Here is a 16,671-nt window from a genome sequence, read left to right as displayed (position 1 = left end):
AATGTATTTCCTTCAGCAATAAGGAGAATATTAGAAAGAATAGATAAAGCATTTTTTGTGGAAATAATTTCCTGAGCTATGGAAATTTCATTAATCATTGAATTTCTGTCGAAAGTAAATTTCATGTTATTCTCCTTTTTGATATCCACAGGACATATTAATTTTAAATTTTAAAAAATTTAGTAGTAGTAATAATAAGTCACATGAATTTGTGGAAAAGTAATATAAATGTTTAATTTATAAGAAAATAAAAAATGGAAAAATAATGTTAATTAATCCACAAGTTTTCCACAAATCAACAAAAAATAAAGTTTTCCACAATTCTTCAACTGCATTTTAACATATTATAAACAATATTTCTACTTATATTCTTCAATTTGTTTTTTTAGAATTTTTATGGTGTTATTAATCATAAAATCAATTTTTAGTTGATTTTCAATTTTTTCGATTGAATTCATGATTGTTGTATGATCGCGTCCGCCAAATTCCCTTCCAATATCCATGAGAGAATATTCTGTGAGATTTCTTACAAGGTAAATAGCTATGTGACGTGGAATAGCAACCGTTTTTTTTCTTGTATTGCTTTTTAAATCTTCAACAGAAACATTGTAGTAATTGCTTACCACTTTTTGAATTGTATCAGCTGTGATTTTTACATTATCAACAGAACTTATAGAATCATTCAGTTGTTCTTTTGCTATTTCAATTGTTAATTCTTTATGCATAAGTTCGGCATATCCAATCATTTTTGAAAGAGCACCTTCAAGTTCCCTTACACTTGACTGGAATGTGTGTGCAACTAGTTCTTTAACATCCTGAGGAATTGATTTTCCCTGAGATTCAAGTTTTTTTTCGATAATTGCCAGACGAGTTTCATAATCCGGGACTTTTAAATCAATGCTTTGTCCCCGGGCAAATCGTGTTCTAAGTCTTTCCACAATTCCTGAAATTTCTTTTACTGGACGGTCACTTGTAAATACAATCTGACCTTTACGATTGTAAATTTCATCAAACGTATAGAACAGTTCATCCTGGAGTTTTTCTGATTTTTCAAGGAATTGAATGTCATCAAGAAGAAGTACATCCAGTTTCCGGTATTTTTTGGTAAATTTATCAGTTGAATGTTCACGAAGAGATGCAGTGAATTCATTCATGAGAGATTCAGTTGTTATATAAGCAATTTTTTGTTTTGGATTTTGAGAATATATGTAATTTCCGATTGCAACCATCAAATGAGTTTTTCCAACCCCTGAAGGTCCATAAAGAAGAATAGGATTATAATTTTTGTGTCCCGGGGATTTAGATGCAGCAAGACATGCAGAATATGCATATTGACTGTTATCACCAGGAACAAAATTATTGAAAGTAAATTCTTCCAGAAGCTGGGGATGTTTAGGAACTGAAGGTTCTGATTCAAGAGAAGAATTAAGTTCAAAATTTTCAATATAATCTTTTTGAGATTTTTGTTTATTATCAGTTATAGAATTCTGTGATTTTAATTCTGCCGGCTGAAATTTTGGAGTTTCTGCCGGAGCTGAATTGAAAACCGGTGATATTTCTATATTTTGACCCATTAATTCATTAATTTTTGATTTTACTTTTTCAATATTTCCCTTTTGAAGCATTCTGTCCCACAAAAATTTTGATGGAACAGATACTTTTATTTCAGAAATTGTATCTTCAATATAGTCAAGCTTGAAAAAAAGTTTAAAATCATTTTCTTTGCCTGCGGCTTTATATTCGTCACAGATTTGATTCATTGTTTCTTCAAAAACTTCTTTATAATTTTGTTCTGACATGGGATTTATTTTAGTTTGAAAAATGAATTTTCTCAACGGTAAAAATATTAAAAAAAAAAATTTAAATCTTAAAATAATTTAATAGTTGTGTTATAATGTAAATGATATTTTTTAAAGGAGTTTAAAATGAAATTTGATGCAGAGGTATTTAGAGAGAATCTTTCAGCTCGTCTTCGAAGACAGTATGGTAAAGATATTTCTCAGGCAAACAGCCATGACTTGTTCGATGCAGTTTCTGCTTCAGTTCAAGAAGTAATTATGCCAGCCTGGATGGCAACCCGCAATGCTTATGAAAAAAAGCCTGTAAAGCAGTTGTATTATCTTTCGGCAGAGTTTTTAATGGGCCGTGCATTGAGCAACAATCTCATCAATCTCGGAATTAAAAATGAAGTCAAAAAAGTCCTTGACGGTATGAATATTAATCTCAATCTTATTGAAGACGAAGAGCCGGACGCTGGTCTTGGAAATGGAGGTCTTGGACGCTTAGCTGCATGTTTCCTCGATTCTCTGGCAACTTTGGATTATCCAGGTCATGGATACGGAATCCGGTATCAGTACGGCATGTTTGAGCAGAAAATCGAAAATGGATATCAGGTTGAATATCCTGACAACTGGCTAAAACATCGTGACCCTTGGGAAATCAAACGAAGTGATCTGGCTGTTACTGTAAAATTTGGCGGTGAAATTAAATACGGTAAAACTCCAGACGGACAGGACCGCTTCTATATCGAGAATGCCGAAGAAATTACAGCTACTCCTTACGATATGCCTGTTGTCGGTTATGATACAAATACCGTAAATACTCTCCGTTTGTGGCAGGCTTCATCTCCAAACGGATTCGATTTACAGCTCTTTAACGATATGCGTTATCATGAAGCTGTTATTCGTCAGAACGATGCAGAAAATGTAACACGCGTTTTATATCCAAATGATAACGGTCCGCAGGGTAAAGTTCTCCGATTAAAACAGCAGTATTTCTTCTGTTCTGCTTCTCTACAGGATTTAGTTCATCACTTTGTTGCAAATTATGGTACTGATTTCAGCAAATTCCCTGAACTTCATGTAATTCAGCTCAACGATACACATCCGGTTGTAGCTATTCCTGAGCTTATGCGTATTCTTATGGACGAATATGGAATTGGCTGGAATGCAGCATGGGAAATTGTTCAGAAAACTTTTGCTTATACAAATCACACAATTCTTGCTGAAGCACTCGAAAAATGGGATATTTCAATTTTCCAGGGGCTTTTACCTCGAATTTATCAGATTGTAGAAGAAATTAACCGCCGCTTTATGATTGAACTTCGTGCAAAATTCCCAAGCGATTATCAGAAGCAGAACCACATGTCAATCATTCATGATGGCAAAGTTTATATGGCATGGCTTGCAATTCATGCAGGTTTCAGTGTAAACGGTGTTGCAGCACTTCATACAGAATTGCTTAAAAATCAGGAACTTAAAGACTGGTATACACTTTATCCAAAGAAATTTAATAATAAGACAAATGGCATTACTCAGCGCCGCTGGCTTTTAAATGCAAACCCGGAACTTGCTGAATTTATTACAAAAAGAATTGGTCACGGCTGGGAAAAGGATCTTACTAAACTTAAGGAACTCGAAAAGTTTGCTGATGACGGTGCTTCTCTTGACGAGCTTATTCAGATTAAACGTCACAATAAGGAAGCTCTTGTTGAATTCCTTAAGCACAAGCAGAACGAATTCCTTGATCCGGATTCAATTTTCGATGTTCAGGTTAAGCGATTGCACGAATATAAACGTCAGCTCCTTAATGTTCTTCACATTATGTATCTCTATAACCGCATTATCGAAGATCCTAGCTACAATCCGCCGAACCGCACATTCATTTTTGGTGCAAAATCAGCTTCAGGTTACCGTCGTGCAAAGGCAATCATCAAACTTATCAATACTGTTGCTGAGCGCGTAAATAATGACCGCCGCATTGGCGGAAAACTTCGTGTTGTCTTTATAGAAAACTATCGTGTTTCAGTTGCAGAAAAAATCTTCCCGGCGGCAGATGTTTCAGAACAGATTTCAACAGCCGGTAAAGAAGCTTCAGGTACATCAAATATGAAGTTCATGGTAAATGGTGCACTTACAATGGGTACTCTTGACGGTGCAAACATTGAAATTTTCGAAGAAGCAGGTAAAGAAAACGGATTTGTATTTGGTCACACTACTCCGGAAATTCTCAAAATGGAAGAAGAACATTCTTACAATCCGCAGCAGTATCTTGAACGCAATCCTCAGCTTGAAAAAGTTGTTGAACAGCTCGTTGACGGTACTTACGATCCAAGCCGGCAGGTCTTCAAAGAAATTCATGATTCTCTCGTTTATGGTGTTGAAGGTCAGCGTCCGGATGTTTACTATGTTCTTGCTGATTTTGACAAATATGTTAAAGCACACGAAGAACTTGCAAAAGCTTATGCCGACAAAAAAGGCTGGGCAAAGAAAGCTCTCATCAATATTGCTAATTCCGGCAAATTCTCGTCAGACCGTACGATTGAAGATTATGTGCGTGACATCTGGCACTTAAAGAAAGTTACTGTTGATGACAGCGAAGTAAAATAGCAGAAATTTGCTGATTAATTTTCTTTTAGGGCTGACCTTGAAGCTTAAAAAACTTCATAAAAGGTCGGCCCTAATTTTTGGTATAAAGCTATTTGAACATTGCTTCCAGAGTTTCTTTAGAAACAAAGCCTATTGATTTTTTTGCTTCTTCTCCATTTTTGAAAAGAATTACGGTTGGAATGCTTACAATTCCAAAACGCTGTGCAAGTTCAGTTTCGTCATCAACATTTACTTTACCGACTTTTATGATGCTTTCATTTTCAGAAGCTATCTGTTCAATTACCGGTGCGAGCATTTTGCATGGACCACACCAGCTTGCCCAAAAGTCAACAAGAACTGGTTTGTCTGATTTTAAGACTTCTGCTTCAAAATTTGATTCTGTTAATGTAATTTCCATAATTTTCTCCTATTTTTGGAAGATAAGGGGTTGCAAGGGGGAAAGAGTAAGTTACGGTTCAGGTTGGTTGATTCACCCTTTGTTTTTATAAAGATAACACAAAAAAAAGAAAAAGGAAAGAAAATTTTATTGAATACAATATAATTTTTTGCAATATTTTTTAAATATCTAAAAATAACGGCAAATTCGGTTTATAGCATGGAAGATTTATGATTTTGACTTTGAAAAGATTTGCTTTGTATTTTGAGATAATTTTTTCATAATTCTCTGACTTTATGTTTTTACGAGCGATTTCATTGACTTCGTGGTAAGTGAAACCCAGGTTATCTTCATCTGTTTTGCCGCACATACCGTCAGAAGGGGCTTTGTGCGTGAGTGTCATTGGAAGACCTAAATAGTCACCGATTGCAACGACTTCTTCTGTGGTAAGTTTGTTGATAGGTGCAAAATCTCCTGCTGCATCTCCATAGAATGTTGAATAGCCGACTAAATCTTCGCTTAAATTACAGGTATTTACTACACGGCAGTTACCAATTTGTCCGGCAATTCCATAAAGTGTGACCATGCGTAATCGGGCTGGAGTATTTGTTTTAAATACGTTTGTAAAACTATCGTTAGTTTGATTATTTAGATCTTTAATTATTTTTGCTTCTGCAAACGAACCTTGAATACCTTCGTAGGCTTTAGAAATATTTACGGTAAAATTTTGTATTTTTAGATGACTAACGAGCGTTTGTGAATCTGAAATATCTTTCTGTTCACCATTTGGCATCATTACACCGATGATACGTTCTTTTCCTAGAGCTTTGACAAGAAGCGCTGCTGTAACTGAAGAATCTTTACCCCCTGAAATGCCAATAATAACTTTCGTTAGTTCGTTACCATTGCGTTTTATCCAGTTTTGAATCCAGGAAACTACTTCATCGGTGATTTTTTCTACATTAAAATTGTATTTGTTCATTTAATTGCTCCTTAAATAATCAGATTAAATTTATCGATATTATTGTTTTAGCACAAGTATAGATAGGCTTTGTGAAATAAATCAATTTGTTTAGGTATATATCAAATATTTTTGATTTATTTGTTTTTTTATGTTGTTTTTTGGTATTAGGGTGTATAATTTACAATATTGTTTAGCTTGTTTTAGCTGTAAATAAAAAGGAGGCTTTCAAAAATGAAGAAAGTTTTGGTCTGTAAGGAAATGGACGAGCGCGAAACACGTGTTGCCCTTATTCCTGATGACATTAAAAAACTTGCTGCTATGGGCTTTGAATTCAAAGTTGTTGCAGGTGCCGGTCTCAAATCCGGTTTTACTGACGAAGCTTATAAAAATGCAGGAGCAGCAATCGTTGCAAAAGAAGAAGATGCTTATGCGGATTCAGAAATCATCGTCCGTATCATGAAACCGGCTTCGATTGACGGTATAAAAGAAGGAACGCTCCATTTAAGCTATATGGATCCGTTCAACGAAAAAGAACTCCTGAATAATTTTGCTTCAAAAGGCATTCAGGCTGTCTCGCTTGAGATGATTCCTCGAAGCACTCTCGCACAGAAGATGGATGTTCAGTCTTCACAGACTTCCCTTGCAGGTTATGTCGCAGTTTTGAATGCGGCTGCTAAACTCCCAAAAATCCTTCCGATGATGGTTACTCCGGCAGGTACAATCAATCCGGCTCGCGTTTTCATTATTGGTGTCGGCGTTGCAGGCCTTCAGGCAATCGCTACTGCAAAACGACTCGGCGCACGCGTTGACGCTTTTGATACACGACCGGTCGTTGAAGAGCAGGTTAAGTCTCTCGGCGCATCTTTCGTCAAAATCGACTTGGGCGAAATGGGACAGACATCTCAGGGATACGCAAAAGAGCTTACTCCAGAGCAGATTGCAAAGCAGAAGGAAGCTCAGGCTAAGGTCTGCGAAAAGGCAAATATCGTAATCACTACAGCTAAGGTATTCGGACGCAAGGCACCGCGCCTCATAGAAAAAAACGTTCTTGACCGCATGATGCCGGGCTCAATCGTTGTTGATATGGCTTGTTCAACAGGCGGAAATGTTGAAGGCTCTAAACTCTTCGAGAATGTCGTTACAGAAAACGGCGTTACAATCATGTCGGGCGATTTGCTTGAGCGCCAGGTTCCCTATGATGCTTCAAAGATGTTCTCTGGAAACATCACGGCCTTCCTCACACACGCTGGTTTCTACGACAAGGAAGCAAAAGAGTTCAAAGTCAACATGGAAGATGACATCATGAAGGGCTGCTTGCTCACACAGGGCGGACAGATTATTCATGAGAGGTTTAAGGTGTAAACGGATTTGAGTAGGGGTTAAAAGGCGAAAGGGAGACAGAGATGGCTATAATGAAAAATGAAATTCCGATTTTGGAATTTGACACAAATCCTGATTCTGTTCTCATGCCAAACCATGAGGAGCTGGAAATCGAGCTTCCTAAGAAGGCTGTGTTTGCTTTTTTGGGCGATGAAATAGACCGATATGCTGCTTCTCATGGCGCAAAAATTGTTTCGCATTTTGTTTCCACTACGAAAGATTATCCTGTTTACATTGTAAAAGAAGGAAATGAAGAAATCGCACTTGTGCAAGCTCCTTGTGGGGCTGGTGCTGCGGTTCAGATTTTGGACTGGCTTATTTCTTACGGCTCGCGTGAAATCATAAGCGCAGGTTCGTGCGGTGTGCTTTCGCCAATGGAAGAAAATGTTTTTCTTGTTCCAAACAAGGCTCTTCGTGATGAAGGCACGTCTTATCATTATTTGCCGCCGTCGCGTTTTGTTGAGATTTCAAAAGATGCACGGAAGGCAATAGAAAAGGCTTTGCAAAATCGAAATCTTTCCTATACGGAAGTCGTCACATGGTCTACGGATGGATTTTTCAGGGAGACGAAGGAGAAAGTTGAATACAGAAAATCGGAAGGCTGTTCCGTTGTTGAAATGGAATGTTCCGCTCTTGCTGCCTGTGCGCAAATGCGTGGTGCGGTTTGGGGTGAAATTCTTTTCACGGCAGATACACTTTCTGACACCGAATGTTACGATGAGCGTGACTGGGGTAAAAAATCTGTTTCGCTTGCTCTCGAGCTCTGTATGGAATCTGTTCTGAATCTGTGAGGTTTTCGGGAATTGCTTGAAAAGGCAGTGCGTTAGGGATTGTAGCACCTGCGAAGCAGTACCGCTTGCGGTATGGAGCGACAGCGGAAGTGCGAAAAGCCCGACCTGCCGTAGGCAGGGAATGCCAAAAAAATTAGGAGAAAATTATGGATATAATGCTTATTTTCGTATTTGTAATCGCTGCTTTCCTTGGATTGGAGTTGATTGCAAAGGTTCCTTCACAGCTGCACACGCCGCTTATGTCAGGAACAAACGCTATTTCTGGTATCACTGTTGTTGGTGCTATTTCTATCACTGCGGCTGCCGTTAAAATCGGTGGAAAGGTTGGAGCTATTCTTGGCTTCCTGGCAATTGTTTTTGCTACTATCAACGTAATCGGTGGTTACATGGTTACTGACCGAATGCTTGGTATGTTCAAGACAAAGGACTCAAAAAAGAAATAAGGGGTTGCAGAGATGAACGACACATTGATTAAAGTTTTGTACATGATTTCCTGCATCTTCTTTATCCGGGGAATCAAGCTTTTGGGAAAGACGGCTACTGCCCGCAAGGGTAACTTTTATTCTGCAATCGGTATGCTGATTGCTGTGGTGACAGTTCTTATTCAGAAAGATGTTATGTCAGCTTTCTCTACGGATGCTGCAACCTGGGGCGGAAATCCGCTTCTTTCAAACGGCTACTGCTGGATTGTTGCCGCAGTTTTGATTGGTACTGTAATCGGTGCTATCTGGTCTAAGAAAGTTCAGATGACTGGTATGCCTGAACTCGTTGCTTTGTTCAACGGTTTCGGTGGTCTTTCTTCACTTCTCGTTGCTTTGACTCAGTACATCGCTGCTTCTAAGGGTGACTACTTCACAGCAGTTTCTCTTGGACTCACAATCGCAATCGGTGCTGTTGCTTTCACAGGTTCTTTGGTTGCTTGGGGAAAATTGAGCGGCAAAATGACATTCAAGGGCTGGGTAATTCCTGCTAAGAACGCTGTAAACGGTGTTCTCTGTGTACTCGGTCTCGTTGCAATCATCGCCTATGCCTGCTTTACTAAGGAAAATCCTCTTGGATTCGCAGAAATCGAAAAATGCGGCGTAATCGCTTGTACAGCAATCTTCCTCCTTTTGGGCTTCACCATGGTTATCCCAATCGGTGGCGGTGATATGCCAGTTATCATTTCGTTCTTGAACGCTTTGTCTGGTTTGGCTGCTGCATTCGCAGGTTTCGCAATCAACAACACAGTATTGGTTGTTTCTGGATGTCTCGTAGGCGCTTCTGGTTTGATTTTGACTTTGATTATGTGTAAGGCTATGAACCGCACATTCGGTTCCCTCCTCTTCAAGAGCTTCGGCGGGCAGAAGAAGAAGGGCGCAAATGGTCCTGCAAAAGAGCCAAAATCTATGTCTGTCGAGGATGCTTACATGATTCTCGAGGCTGCAAAGAACGTTGTATTCGTTCCAGGTTACGGTATGGCTGTTGCTCAGGCTCAGCACGCTGTAAAAGAGCTTTGCGACAAGCTTGAAGAGAACGGTGCAGAAGTAAACTTCGCAATCCACCCGGTTGCAGGCCGTATGCGCCAGCCGCGTGAGCGGCGTGTAGATAATTTCCACTCATGCAAACGGAGCGAAGCGATGTATGCCGGGCCACATGAACGTCTTGCTTGCTGAGGCAAATGTTCCGTACGAACAGCTGAAAACTGCTGACGAGATGAATCCGCAGATGAGCAATGTTGATGTCGCAATCGTTATCGGTGCAAACGATGTTGTTAACCCCGATGCTATCAACGACGAAAGCTCTCCGCTCTACGGTATGCCGATTGTAAACGCTCACGAAGCCCGCACTGTCTTCGTATTGAAGCGTGGTAAAGGCACCGGCTTCTCTGGTGTTGAGAACCCGCTCTTTACCAACGACAATACGGTTATGATTTACGGAGACGCTAAGGCTACGGTCTCAGCTCTCGTAAGCGAGTTTAATGACCAGTAAGGCATAACAGCCTGAAAGATGAAAAGATCTTCTGCGATTTTGTGGAAGGTCTTTTTTTATGTGGGTGTCATATAAAAAACGCCGCCTCCCCACAAAGGAAGCGGCATTCATCGGCTTTATATGGGATTCCGTTAGGAATCCCGAATCCGTGTGACAACCTTACTTGCTCAGCAATTTATTCATTGCCTTAACGAATTCCATCGGATCCTTGAGCTCGGCTCCGCTCACAAGCAATGCCTGGTCAAAGAGGACTTCGCTCACGTCTGCGATGTAGGCTTCGTCTGTGCAAGATTCGAGTGTCTTAACGATTGCATGGTCGCCGTTGATTTCGAGGATTGGCTTGATTCCAGGACCTGCCTGACCCATTGCGCGCATCATGCGCTCCATCTGGATTCCCGGGTCGTTCTCGTCAACAACGATACATGAAGGGCTGTCAGAAAGGCGTTTTGAAAGAACTACGTCCTTTACGCGCTCGCCAAGTGCCTTCTTGATTTTTTCCTGAACAGGCTTAAAGGCTTCTTCCTTCTTTTTGGCTTCGTCCTTGTCTACTCCAAGCTCGTCGTCGCTGCCCGCGCGGTTGACTGCTTTGAGGTCGAAATCTTTGTACTTCATGAGCGACGGAATTACGATGTCATCGATTTCGTCTGCCATAATCAGGACTTCAAATCCCTTGTTCTTGTATGCTTCGAGGAGTGGTGAAGCGCGCAGGTTCTTTTCGTCTGTGCCTGTAATATAGTAAATTGCCTTCTGCTCAGGTTTCATGCGCTGAACATAGTCGGCAAAGCTTGTCCAGTTGTCGTCGCCAGTTCCGGCTGCATCTGTGCTCTTGAAGCGGACAATTTCTGAGATTTCCTCGCGGTTTGCGTAGTCTGAGTAGAGACCTTCCTTCATCGGGCGATTGAAATTCTTAACGAATGTGTTCCACTTTGTGATTGCGGCTTTTTCGTCATCAGTTCGTTTTGATTCCTCAGTTTTCTTTGCCTTGTCAGCGGCTTCTCCCATTTTCTTGAACTCGCTGAGCAATTTCTTTACGCTTGCGCTCTTGATTGTCTCAAGGATTCGGTTCTGCTGCAAAATCTCACGGCTTACATTGAGAGGCAAGTCCTCGCTGTCGATGATACCGCGTACGAATCGCAAATAAGCCGGCAAAAGCTCACGGTCGTCATCAGTGATGAAAACTCGTTTTACATAAAGTTTTACGCCGCTCTGGTAGTCAGCCTGATACATGTCGAATGGAGCAACCGGCGGAACATAGAAAAGTGTTGTGTATTCCTGAGTTCCCTCGGCGTGTGTGTGAACATAGTGAAGCGGATCCTGTCCGTCATGGCTGATTGTTTTATAGAAGTTGTTGTAGTCTTCCTTTTTAAGCTCGCTCTTGCTTCGTTTCCAGAGGGCAGAAGCTGAGTTTACCTGGTCGATTTTGTCTTCGCTTCCAGTGATGTTGCCTTTGTCGTCGTATTTGTTCTGTGTGTAGTGAAGGTAAATCGGGAATGCGATATGGTCACTGTAGCGTTTGATAAGCTCTTCAATCTTCCATCGTGAAGCGTACTCTTTTGAGTCATCGTTCAAGAGCATTTCGATTGCAGAACCGCAAGTCTCGGCCTTGTCGAAGCCATATTTTTTAGCCTCGTCACTGTCGGCCTTGATTTCCTCGATTGTGTAGCTGTTTGTGCCGTCGCTTGACCATTTATAGATTTTGTCGCTTGCCGCCTTTCGTGTGTAAACATTGATTCTTTTTGCAGCCATGAAAGCAGAGTAGAAACCGACACCGAACTGACCGATAAGGTTAGATTCTCCGGCGTTTTTATCTTCTGCAATTTTTTCGATGAAAGCCTTTGTTCCAGAACGTGCGATTGTACCGAGGTTGTTGTTCAAGTCGTCCTCGCTCATACCGATTCCAGAATCCTGAACAGTCAGAACCTTATTCGGGTCATCAAAACTGATGTCGATTCTAGGCTCGCTCTTAACTCCCTTGTAAGCCTCGTCCGAAACTTTGAGATAGTTGAGCTTGTCGAGCGCATCCGAAGCATTAGAAACAATTTCACGAAGGAAAATGTCCTTGTTTGAATACATTGAGTGGATGATGAGCTTTAAAAGCTGGTTTACTTCCGTTTGAAACTGATATTCTGCCATGGTTTTATATACTCCTGGTGCTAATGAATGGAATTATCGGAAAATACAAAAATGCTCTCCCATCGGGAACGCGCCATCAAACTCACGGTGAACAAGTTCAAGTGAGTTTGTGTCGCAACCCCGATTCCGAGCATTTTTGACCTTTCGGTCGCTCTCGGATTCATTAGTCCTGTCCAAAATAATATTTATATGGAAAAGATAATGAAATTTTTTAAAAAGGGAAAGAAAAAAGTTCAGAAAAGTAAGGGCGCATCCGCCTTTGGCGGGTCGGGATTTTCGCCATAACCTGTAATATTTTTAATACTCGATTGAGTTCAGATGGATTCAGATAAGTAAATTTTATGACTTTTTGCCTAGATATTTTTAATTTAGCACAAAAATCGAAAAAGTTCTATTCATTTTGATTCATCTGAACTCACTCAATTCTAGATTTTACTTAAGGTCTTTACTTAAAATGGAGTACTATATTGGAATAATTTTTTCTTTCAAGTATTATCTAATTTAAACTTCAATAAATTCGTAAGCCGTAAGTTTTTGGCCTGCGGGATAAAGCATTTTAGATCAATTTTGCAATCTTTTTTCAATTTTTTACACAAACTTAACAATTCTTTAATTGCAATTTTACTCAAATCATTTATAACTAAGATATGGTTTATATTCTTGAAGACGATGACAACATCCGTAAACTCATCAATTATTCATTAAAAAGTCAGGGATTTGAAGTTCAGGATTTTGCACTGCCTTCTGCATTTTGGTCAGCTCTTCAAACTAAAAACCCGGATCTACTTTTGCTGGATATAATGCTTCCTGAAGAAGACGGTATTTCCATTCTTAAAAAGCTTCGTTCAAATCCGAAAACTTCTACAATTCCCGTAATCATGCTGACGGCAAAGGATTCAGAATACGATGTGGTTACAGGCCTTGATTCTGGTGCTGACGATTATGTTACAAAACCTTTTGGAATGATGACTCTTGTTTCTCGAATTAAAGCTGTTCTCAGGCGTTACGAAAAAACAGACAGTCACAAGGAATTGCTTCAAGCCGGGGAGCTTAAAATTGATGAAAATCAACACACAGTTTTTACAGATACCCACCAGCTTTTTCTTACGGTCAAGGAGTTCGATCTTCTGGTTCTGCTTGTAAAAAATCGTGGTAATGTTCTCACTCGGGAGATGCTTCTGGAACACATCTGGGACATTTCTGCTGATATTGAAAGTCGCACTGTTGATGTTCATATCCGCACCCTTCGCCAAAAACTTGGGGATGCTGGAAATGCAATCGAAACTATTCGTGGAGTGGGATATAAGTTTATATGAAAAATAAATCTTTAACTTTTAGAATCTTTATCAACACCTTTTTAGTCGGAACACTCATTTATTTTGTCTGCGCTTTTATGTTTTTTGGGAACCTTTATACATACTTTGAAGAACAACTGTTCAATGAACTGGAAAGCGAAAGTATTTTTCTTGAAGATTATGTTTTAAATGGTGACCTTCTAAAATTACAAAACCTTGAAACAAAAAACAGAATTACTTTAATCCATAGTAACGGTTCAGTTTATTTTGATAACACAGTTTCCTTTGAAGAAATGGAAAATCATGCGCTTCGTTCAGAGTTTCTTGGAGCTAAAGATAAGGGAGTAAGTAAAGTCTCCCGCTATTCTTCTACAATGACAGAAAAAACTCTCTATTTTGCAAAGCTTCTTTCCAATGGAGATGTGCTTCGAATCAGCTGTAATCAGCATTCTGTGTGGGTTTTGGTTTTAGGAATGAGTCAGATTCTTTTATTGATATTAGTAATTGCTGTAATAATTTCTGGAATCTCTGCCTCATGGATTTCCCAAAAAATCGTTCATCCTCTTAATTCTATCAACCTTGATGAGCCTGAATCTTCTGATGTTTATGAAGAATTAAAACCTTTCACAAAACGAATTGCCGAAGAAAACTTTGAAAAAGCCCAGAGGGAAGAAATCCGTGCCCAATATACTGCAAATGTAAGCCATGAATTAAAGACACCGCTTACAAGCATAAGCGGCTTTGCAGAAATCCTGATGCAAGGGGGAACAGACCCTAAAATTACAGTGGACTTTTCAAAGTCAATTTACGACGAAGCCCAGCGCATGACTACTCTTGTAAACGACATCATCAAGCTTTCTAAACTGGACGAAAAATCCATCGCAATGGAGAAAGAAGCCTTAAGTTTACGTTCAATTTGCCGCGAGGTTATGGAGGTTCTTTCTGCCAGTGCAAAAACTAAAAATCTTTCTCTTAATCTGGAAGGAGATTCCGGACTCATCAACGGCGTTGAACCTGTAATCTACGAAATGATTTACAACCTTGTGGACAACGCCATCAAATACAACAAAATCGACGGCAGCGTAAACATAAAAATCCAGGAAATACAGAATTTTGCCGGAGACAGGAACAAAGTGATTCTATCAGTTAGCGACACAGGAATCGGTATTCCCTACTCCGAAAGAGAACGGATTTTTGAACGCTTCTACCGCATAGATAAAAGCCGCTCGAGATCGCTTGGTGGAACAGGATTGGGTTTGAGTATCGTAAAGCACGCTTCGAAATATCACAATGCGAGTATGCTGGTGACAAGCGAAGAAGGAAAAGGCAGCACTTTTACGGTGGTGTTTGAAATATAAATTTTACATAAATTTTACAAAAACTTAATTTTCAAATCTTCATCTATCAGTCATCATAACCCCATGATTTTGAATGTAATCTCACAAATAATAGGTTTTATTGGATCTCTTTGTCTTTTGCTTTTTGGCATGAACATGCTGAGTAACGGTATTCAAAAAGGGGCCGGCAGCGGACTTCAAAAACTTTTGGGGAAAATCACCGGCAACAGATTTTATGCTGTTCTTACGGGAATTGGTGTTACAGCCATAATTCAGTCGTCCGGAGCCACAACCGTTATGGTAGTTTCCTTTGTAAACGCAGAGATTCTGACATTGGAGCAGGCAATCGGCGTAATTTTTGGAGCCAACATTGGTACTACGGTTACTGCATGGATTGTTTCGCTTTTCGGATTCAGTTTTTCTATTGCGGCATTAGCTATCCCGCTTTTTGGCTTTGGTTACATTCTAAAACATTTCAAAAAACTTAAGATTCACAATTTTGCAGAAAGTTTTATGGGCTTTGCGCTTTTGTTCATGGGGCTTGGGCTGCTTAAGGAAAGTCTTACTCTTGGACCTGGTGCCAGCCGAGTTTTTGCTGTCATAAACGGATGGGGAATTGGCGGTATCCTTCTTGGAGTTCTTTTAGGTGCCCTGATTACAGCCCTCATTCATTCAAGTTCTGCTATGACCGCCATTGTTTTAACTATGGCAAGCAACGGAACTTTAAGCTGGGAACTGAGCGCGGCTATCGTTTTGGGAAACAACATTGGCTCTACAATTGATGCGGTTATGTCGAGTTTTGGAGCCAGCGTCAATGCCCGCCGTACAGCCTTTGTTCACGTAGCCTTTAATGTTACAGGAACGCTTGTTGCACTTTTGATTTTCAAGCCTTTCCTTACACTTATCGATTTTATAGTTCCACTTGAACCGGCTCTGAACATTACAACTCACATTGCAATGCTTCATACAATTTTTAACATTTGTGCCACAGTAATTTTTGTTCCGTTTGTAAATCAGATTGCAGCAATTTCCAGAAAAGTGATTCCAGAAACAGAGACCGAAAAAGACGAGCATTATCATCTTCCTGCAATTTTGCCATATTCAAGAATCAGTGCAGATTTGTATTCTTACCAGATCCAAAGTGAAATCAGCAAAATGAGTGCAAAGGTTATGGAAATGTTTGATTCAGTCTGCAACAGTTTTATGAATCCACAAAATGCAGAAAAAGAAAATGATCACGTAAAATATCTTGAAAACTATATTGATGAAATGAACGGCGCAATTACAGATTTCCTGCAAAAATGTGCCCGCCTGCCAAATGCAAATCACGATGATCGCGCTCATTTTTCCGACCTGCTCCATATCACAGATACTCTGGAAAATCTCAGTGATGAAACCTGTTCTTTAATGCACACTGTAAAAAAATATGTTTCAAACGAAAAGTTTAATTCTTCATCTCAGCGGGCAAAGGAAATAGAAGATTACGTAGAAAGTGTCCGCATTTTCTATGAACAGGTCTGCGTTTATTTTGCAATCGGCTTTACGGAAGACGAAAAACTTGCCGGCGAAGCTATCGAACAGCAAATTGACGAAACAAAGAAAGAACTTAAAAAGGCCAGCCGCAAACGTCTTGAATCTGGCGCCGATGTAAAAGAAGAACTCCAATACATCGACATTGTTCGTAAAGTCGAACGTGCCGGTGACTGTGTTTATACAATGCTGCAAAGTGTGTAAAAGCTACAGATACTTTTTCAATTCCTTTCCTTCAACCCCCGCGAAAAGTTCAACAAAGCATTTGGCGGGCGATGAATTGATTTTTGGAATGAGCACTTCTTCAATCTGGAAAAAGCCTACGTCGCTGCGAGACTGTGAAGTCCTTTCTGTAAATTCAGTAGGCTGCGGTAAAAAGTTTTAATTCCGGCGCATGAGCCGGTGAAAACATGTAGCGAAGCGGAATGTTTTCACAATAAACCACCTGCTATGCGGGTGGTGGGCAAAAGCTTATAGCAAAAAAAACTTTCCTCGAAGGTGTACAA

The 16,671-nt window shown here is 39.9% G+C and carries 13 protein-coding genes and 1 pseudogene; 9 read left to right on the top strand and 5 right to left on the bottom strand.

Annotated features, from left to right (window positions below):
• Positions 1-125 (bottom strand): annotated as a pseudogene (locus ACKI5B_RS01965) (DNA polymerase III subunit beta); the annotation flags it as partial.
• Positions 126-359: 234 nt separating this feature from the next.
• Complete coding sequence (gene dnaA / locus ACKI5B_RS01960; protein ID WP_407425299.1) at positions 360-1,799, bottom strand: chromosomal replication initiator protein DnaA; 1,440 nt, start codon at positions 1,797-1,799, stop codon at positions 360-362.
• A 126-nt stretch (positions 1,800-1,925) separates the two neighbouring features.
• Between dnaA and ACKI5B_RS01955 the strand changes: the two genes are divergently transcribed.
• Positions 1,926-4,388 carry a glycogen/starch/alpha-glucan phosphorylase gene (locus ACKI5B_RS01955; protein WP_407425297.1) on the top strand — a complete coding sequence of 821 codons (2,463 nt, stop codon included), beginning with the start codon at positions 1,926-1,928 and terminating at the stop codon, positions 4,386-4,388.
• 88 nt (positions 4,389-4,476) lie between these two features.
• On the opposite strand, the gene trxA is transcribed toward ACKI5B_RS01955, so the two are convergent.
• Together trxA and nadE are read right to left on the bottom strand one after the other, a co-directional pair.
• Positions 4,477-4,785: a thioredoxin gene (trxA, locus tag ACKI5B_RS01950; protein WP_407425295.1), complete on the bottom strand. Its 309-nt coding sequence runs from the start codon at positions 4,783-4,785 to the stop codon at positions 4,477-4,479.
• 160 nt (positions 4,786-4,945) lie between these two features.
• Positions 4,946-5,746, bottom strand: coding sequence for an NAD(+) synthase (gene nadE, locus ACKI5B_RS01945; protein ID WP_407425293.1), 801 nt, complete (start codon positions 5,744-5,746; stop codon positions 4,946-4,948).
• A 213-nt stretch (positions 5,747-5,959) separates the two neighbouring features.
• On the opposite strand from nadE, the gene ACKI5B_RS01940 reads away from it, so the two are divergent.
• The 5 genes from ACKI5B_RS01940 (at position 5,960) to ACKI5B_RS01920 (ending at position 9,870) form a co-directional block, all read left to right on the top strand.
• Positions 5,960-7,090: an NAD(P) transhydrogenase subunit alpha gene (locus ACKI5B_RS01940; protein ID WP_407425291.1), complete on the top strand. Its 1,131-nt coding sequence runs from the start codon at positions 5,960-5,962 to the stop codon at positions 7,088-7,090.
• 41 nt (positions 7,091-7,131) lie between these two features.
• Entirely contained in the window at positions 7,132-7,899 is a 768-nt protein-coding gene (locus ACKI5B_RS01935) for a nucleoside phosphorylase (RefSeq protein ID WP_407425289.1), read from the top strand.
• Between the two features lie 146 nt (positions 7,900-8,045).
• Positions 8,046-8,342, top strand: a complete 297-nt coding sequence (locus tag ACKI5B_RS01930; protein ID WP_407425287.1) for an NAD(P) transhydrogenase subunit alpha part 2 — start codon at positions 8,046-8,048, stop codon at positions 8,340-8,342.
• A gap of 12 nt (positions 8,343-8,354) precedes the next feature.
• Complete coding sequence (locus ACKI5B_RS01925) at positions 8,355-9,554, top strand: NAD(P)(+) transhydrogenase (Re/Si-specific) subunit beta (protein WP_407425285.1); 1,200 nt, start codon at positions 8,355-8,357, stop codon at positions 9,552-9,554.
• Entirely contained in the window at positions 9,535-9,870 is a 336-nt protein-coding gene (locus tag ACKI5B_RS01920) for an NAD(P)(+) transhydrogenase (Re/Si-specific) subunit beta (protein ID WP_407425283.1), read from the top strand. The genes ACKI5B_RS01925 and ACKI5B_RS01920 overlap by 20 nt, the downstream gene beginning before the upstream one ends.
• Before the next feature lie 159 nt (positions 9,871-10,029).
• Here the strand turns inward: ACKI5B_RS01920 and htpG are convergent, their stop codons facing one another.
• Positions 10,030-12,003 carry a molecular chaperone HtpG gene (htpG, locus tag ACKI5B_RS01915; RefSeq protein WP_407425281.1) on the bottom strand — a complete coding sequence of 658 codons (1,974 nt, stop codon included), beginning with the start codon at positions 12,001-12,003 and terminating at the stop codon, positions 10,030-10,032.
• 647 nt (positions 12,004-12,650) lie between these two features.
• Here htpG and ACKI5B_RS01910 point away from each other — a divergent pair.
• From ACKI5B_RS01910 to ACKI5B_RS01900, 3 genes are all read left to right on the top strand, one after another.
• The gene (locus ACKI5B_RS01910; protein ID WP_407425279.1) at positions 12,651-13,319 is read left to right on the top strand and encodes a response regulator transcription factor; all 669 of its coding nucleotides are present in this window, start codon (positions 12,651-12,653) and stop codon (positions 13,317-13,319) included.
• The gene (locus tag ACKI5B_RS01905; protein WP_407425277.1) at positions 13,316-14,656 is read left to right on the top strand and encodes a sensor histidine kinase; all 1,341 of its coding nucleotides are present in this window, start codon (positions 13,316-13,318) and stop codon (positions 14,654-14,656) included. Before ACKI5B_RS01910 ends, ACKI5B_RS01905 begins: the two co-directional genes overlap by 4 nt.
• 63 nt (positions 14,657-14,719) lie before the next feature.
• Complete coding sequence (locus ACKI5B_RS01900) at positions 14,720-16,369, top strand: Na/Pi cotransporter family protein (protein WP_407425275.1); 1,650 nt, start codon at positions 14,720-14,722, stop codon at positions 16,367-16,369.
• Positions 16,370-16,671: the final 302 nt, after the last annotated feature.

Origin of the sequence: Treponema sp. (assembly GCF_045657965.1) — a bacterium.
Taxonomy (GTDB): domain Bacteria; phylum Spirochaetota; class Spirochaetia; order Treponematales; family Treponemataceae; genus Treponema_D.
This window is presented reverse-complemented; position numbering and strand designations above follow the sequence as displayed.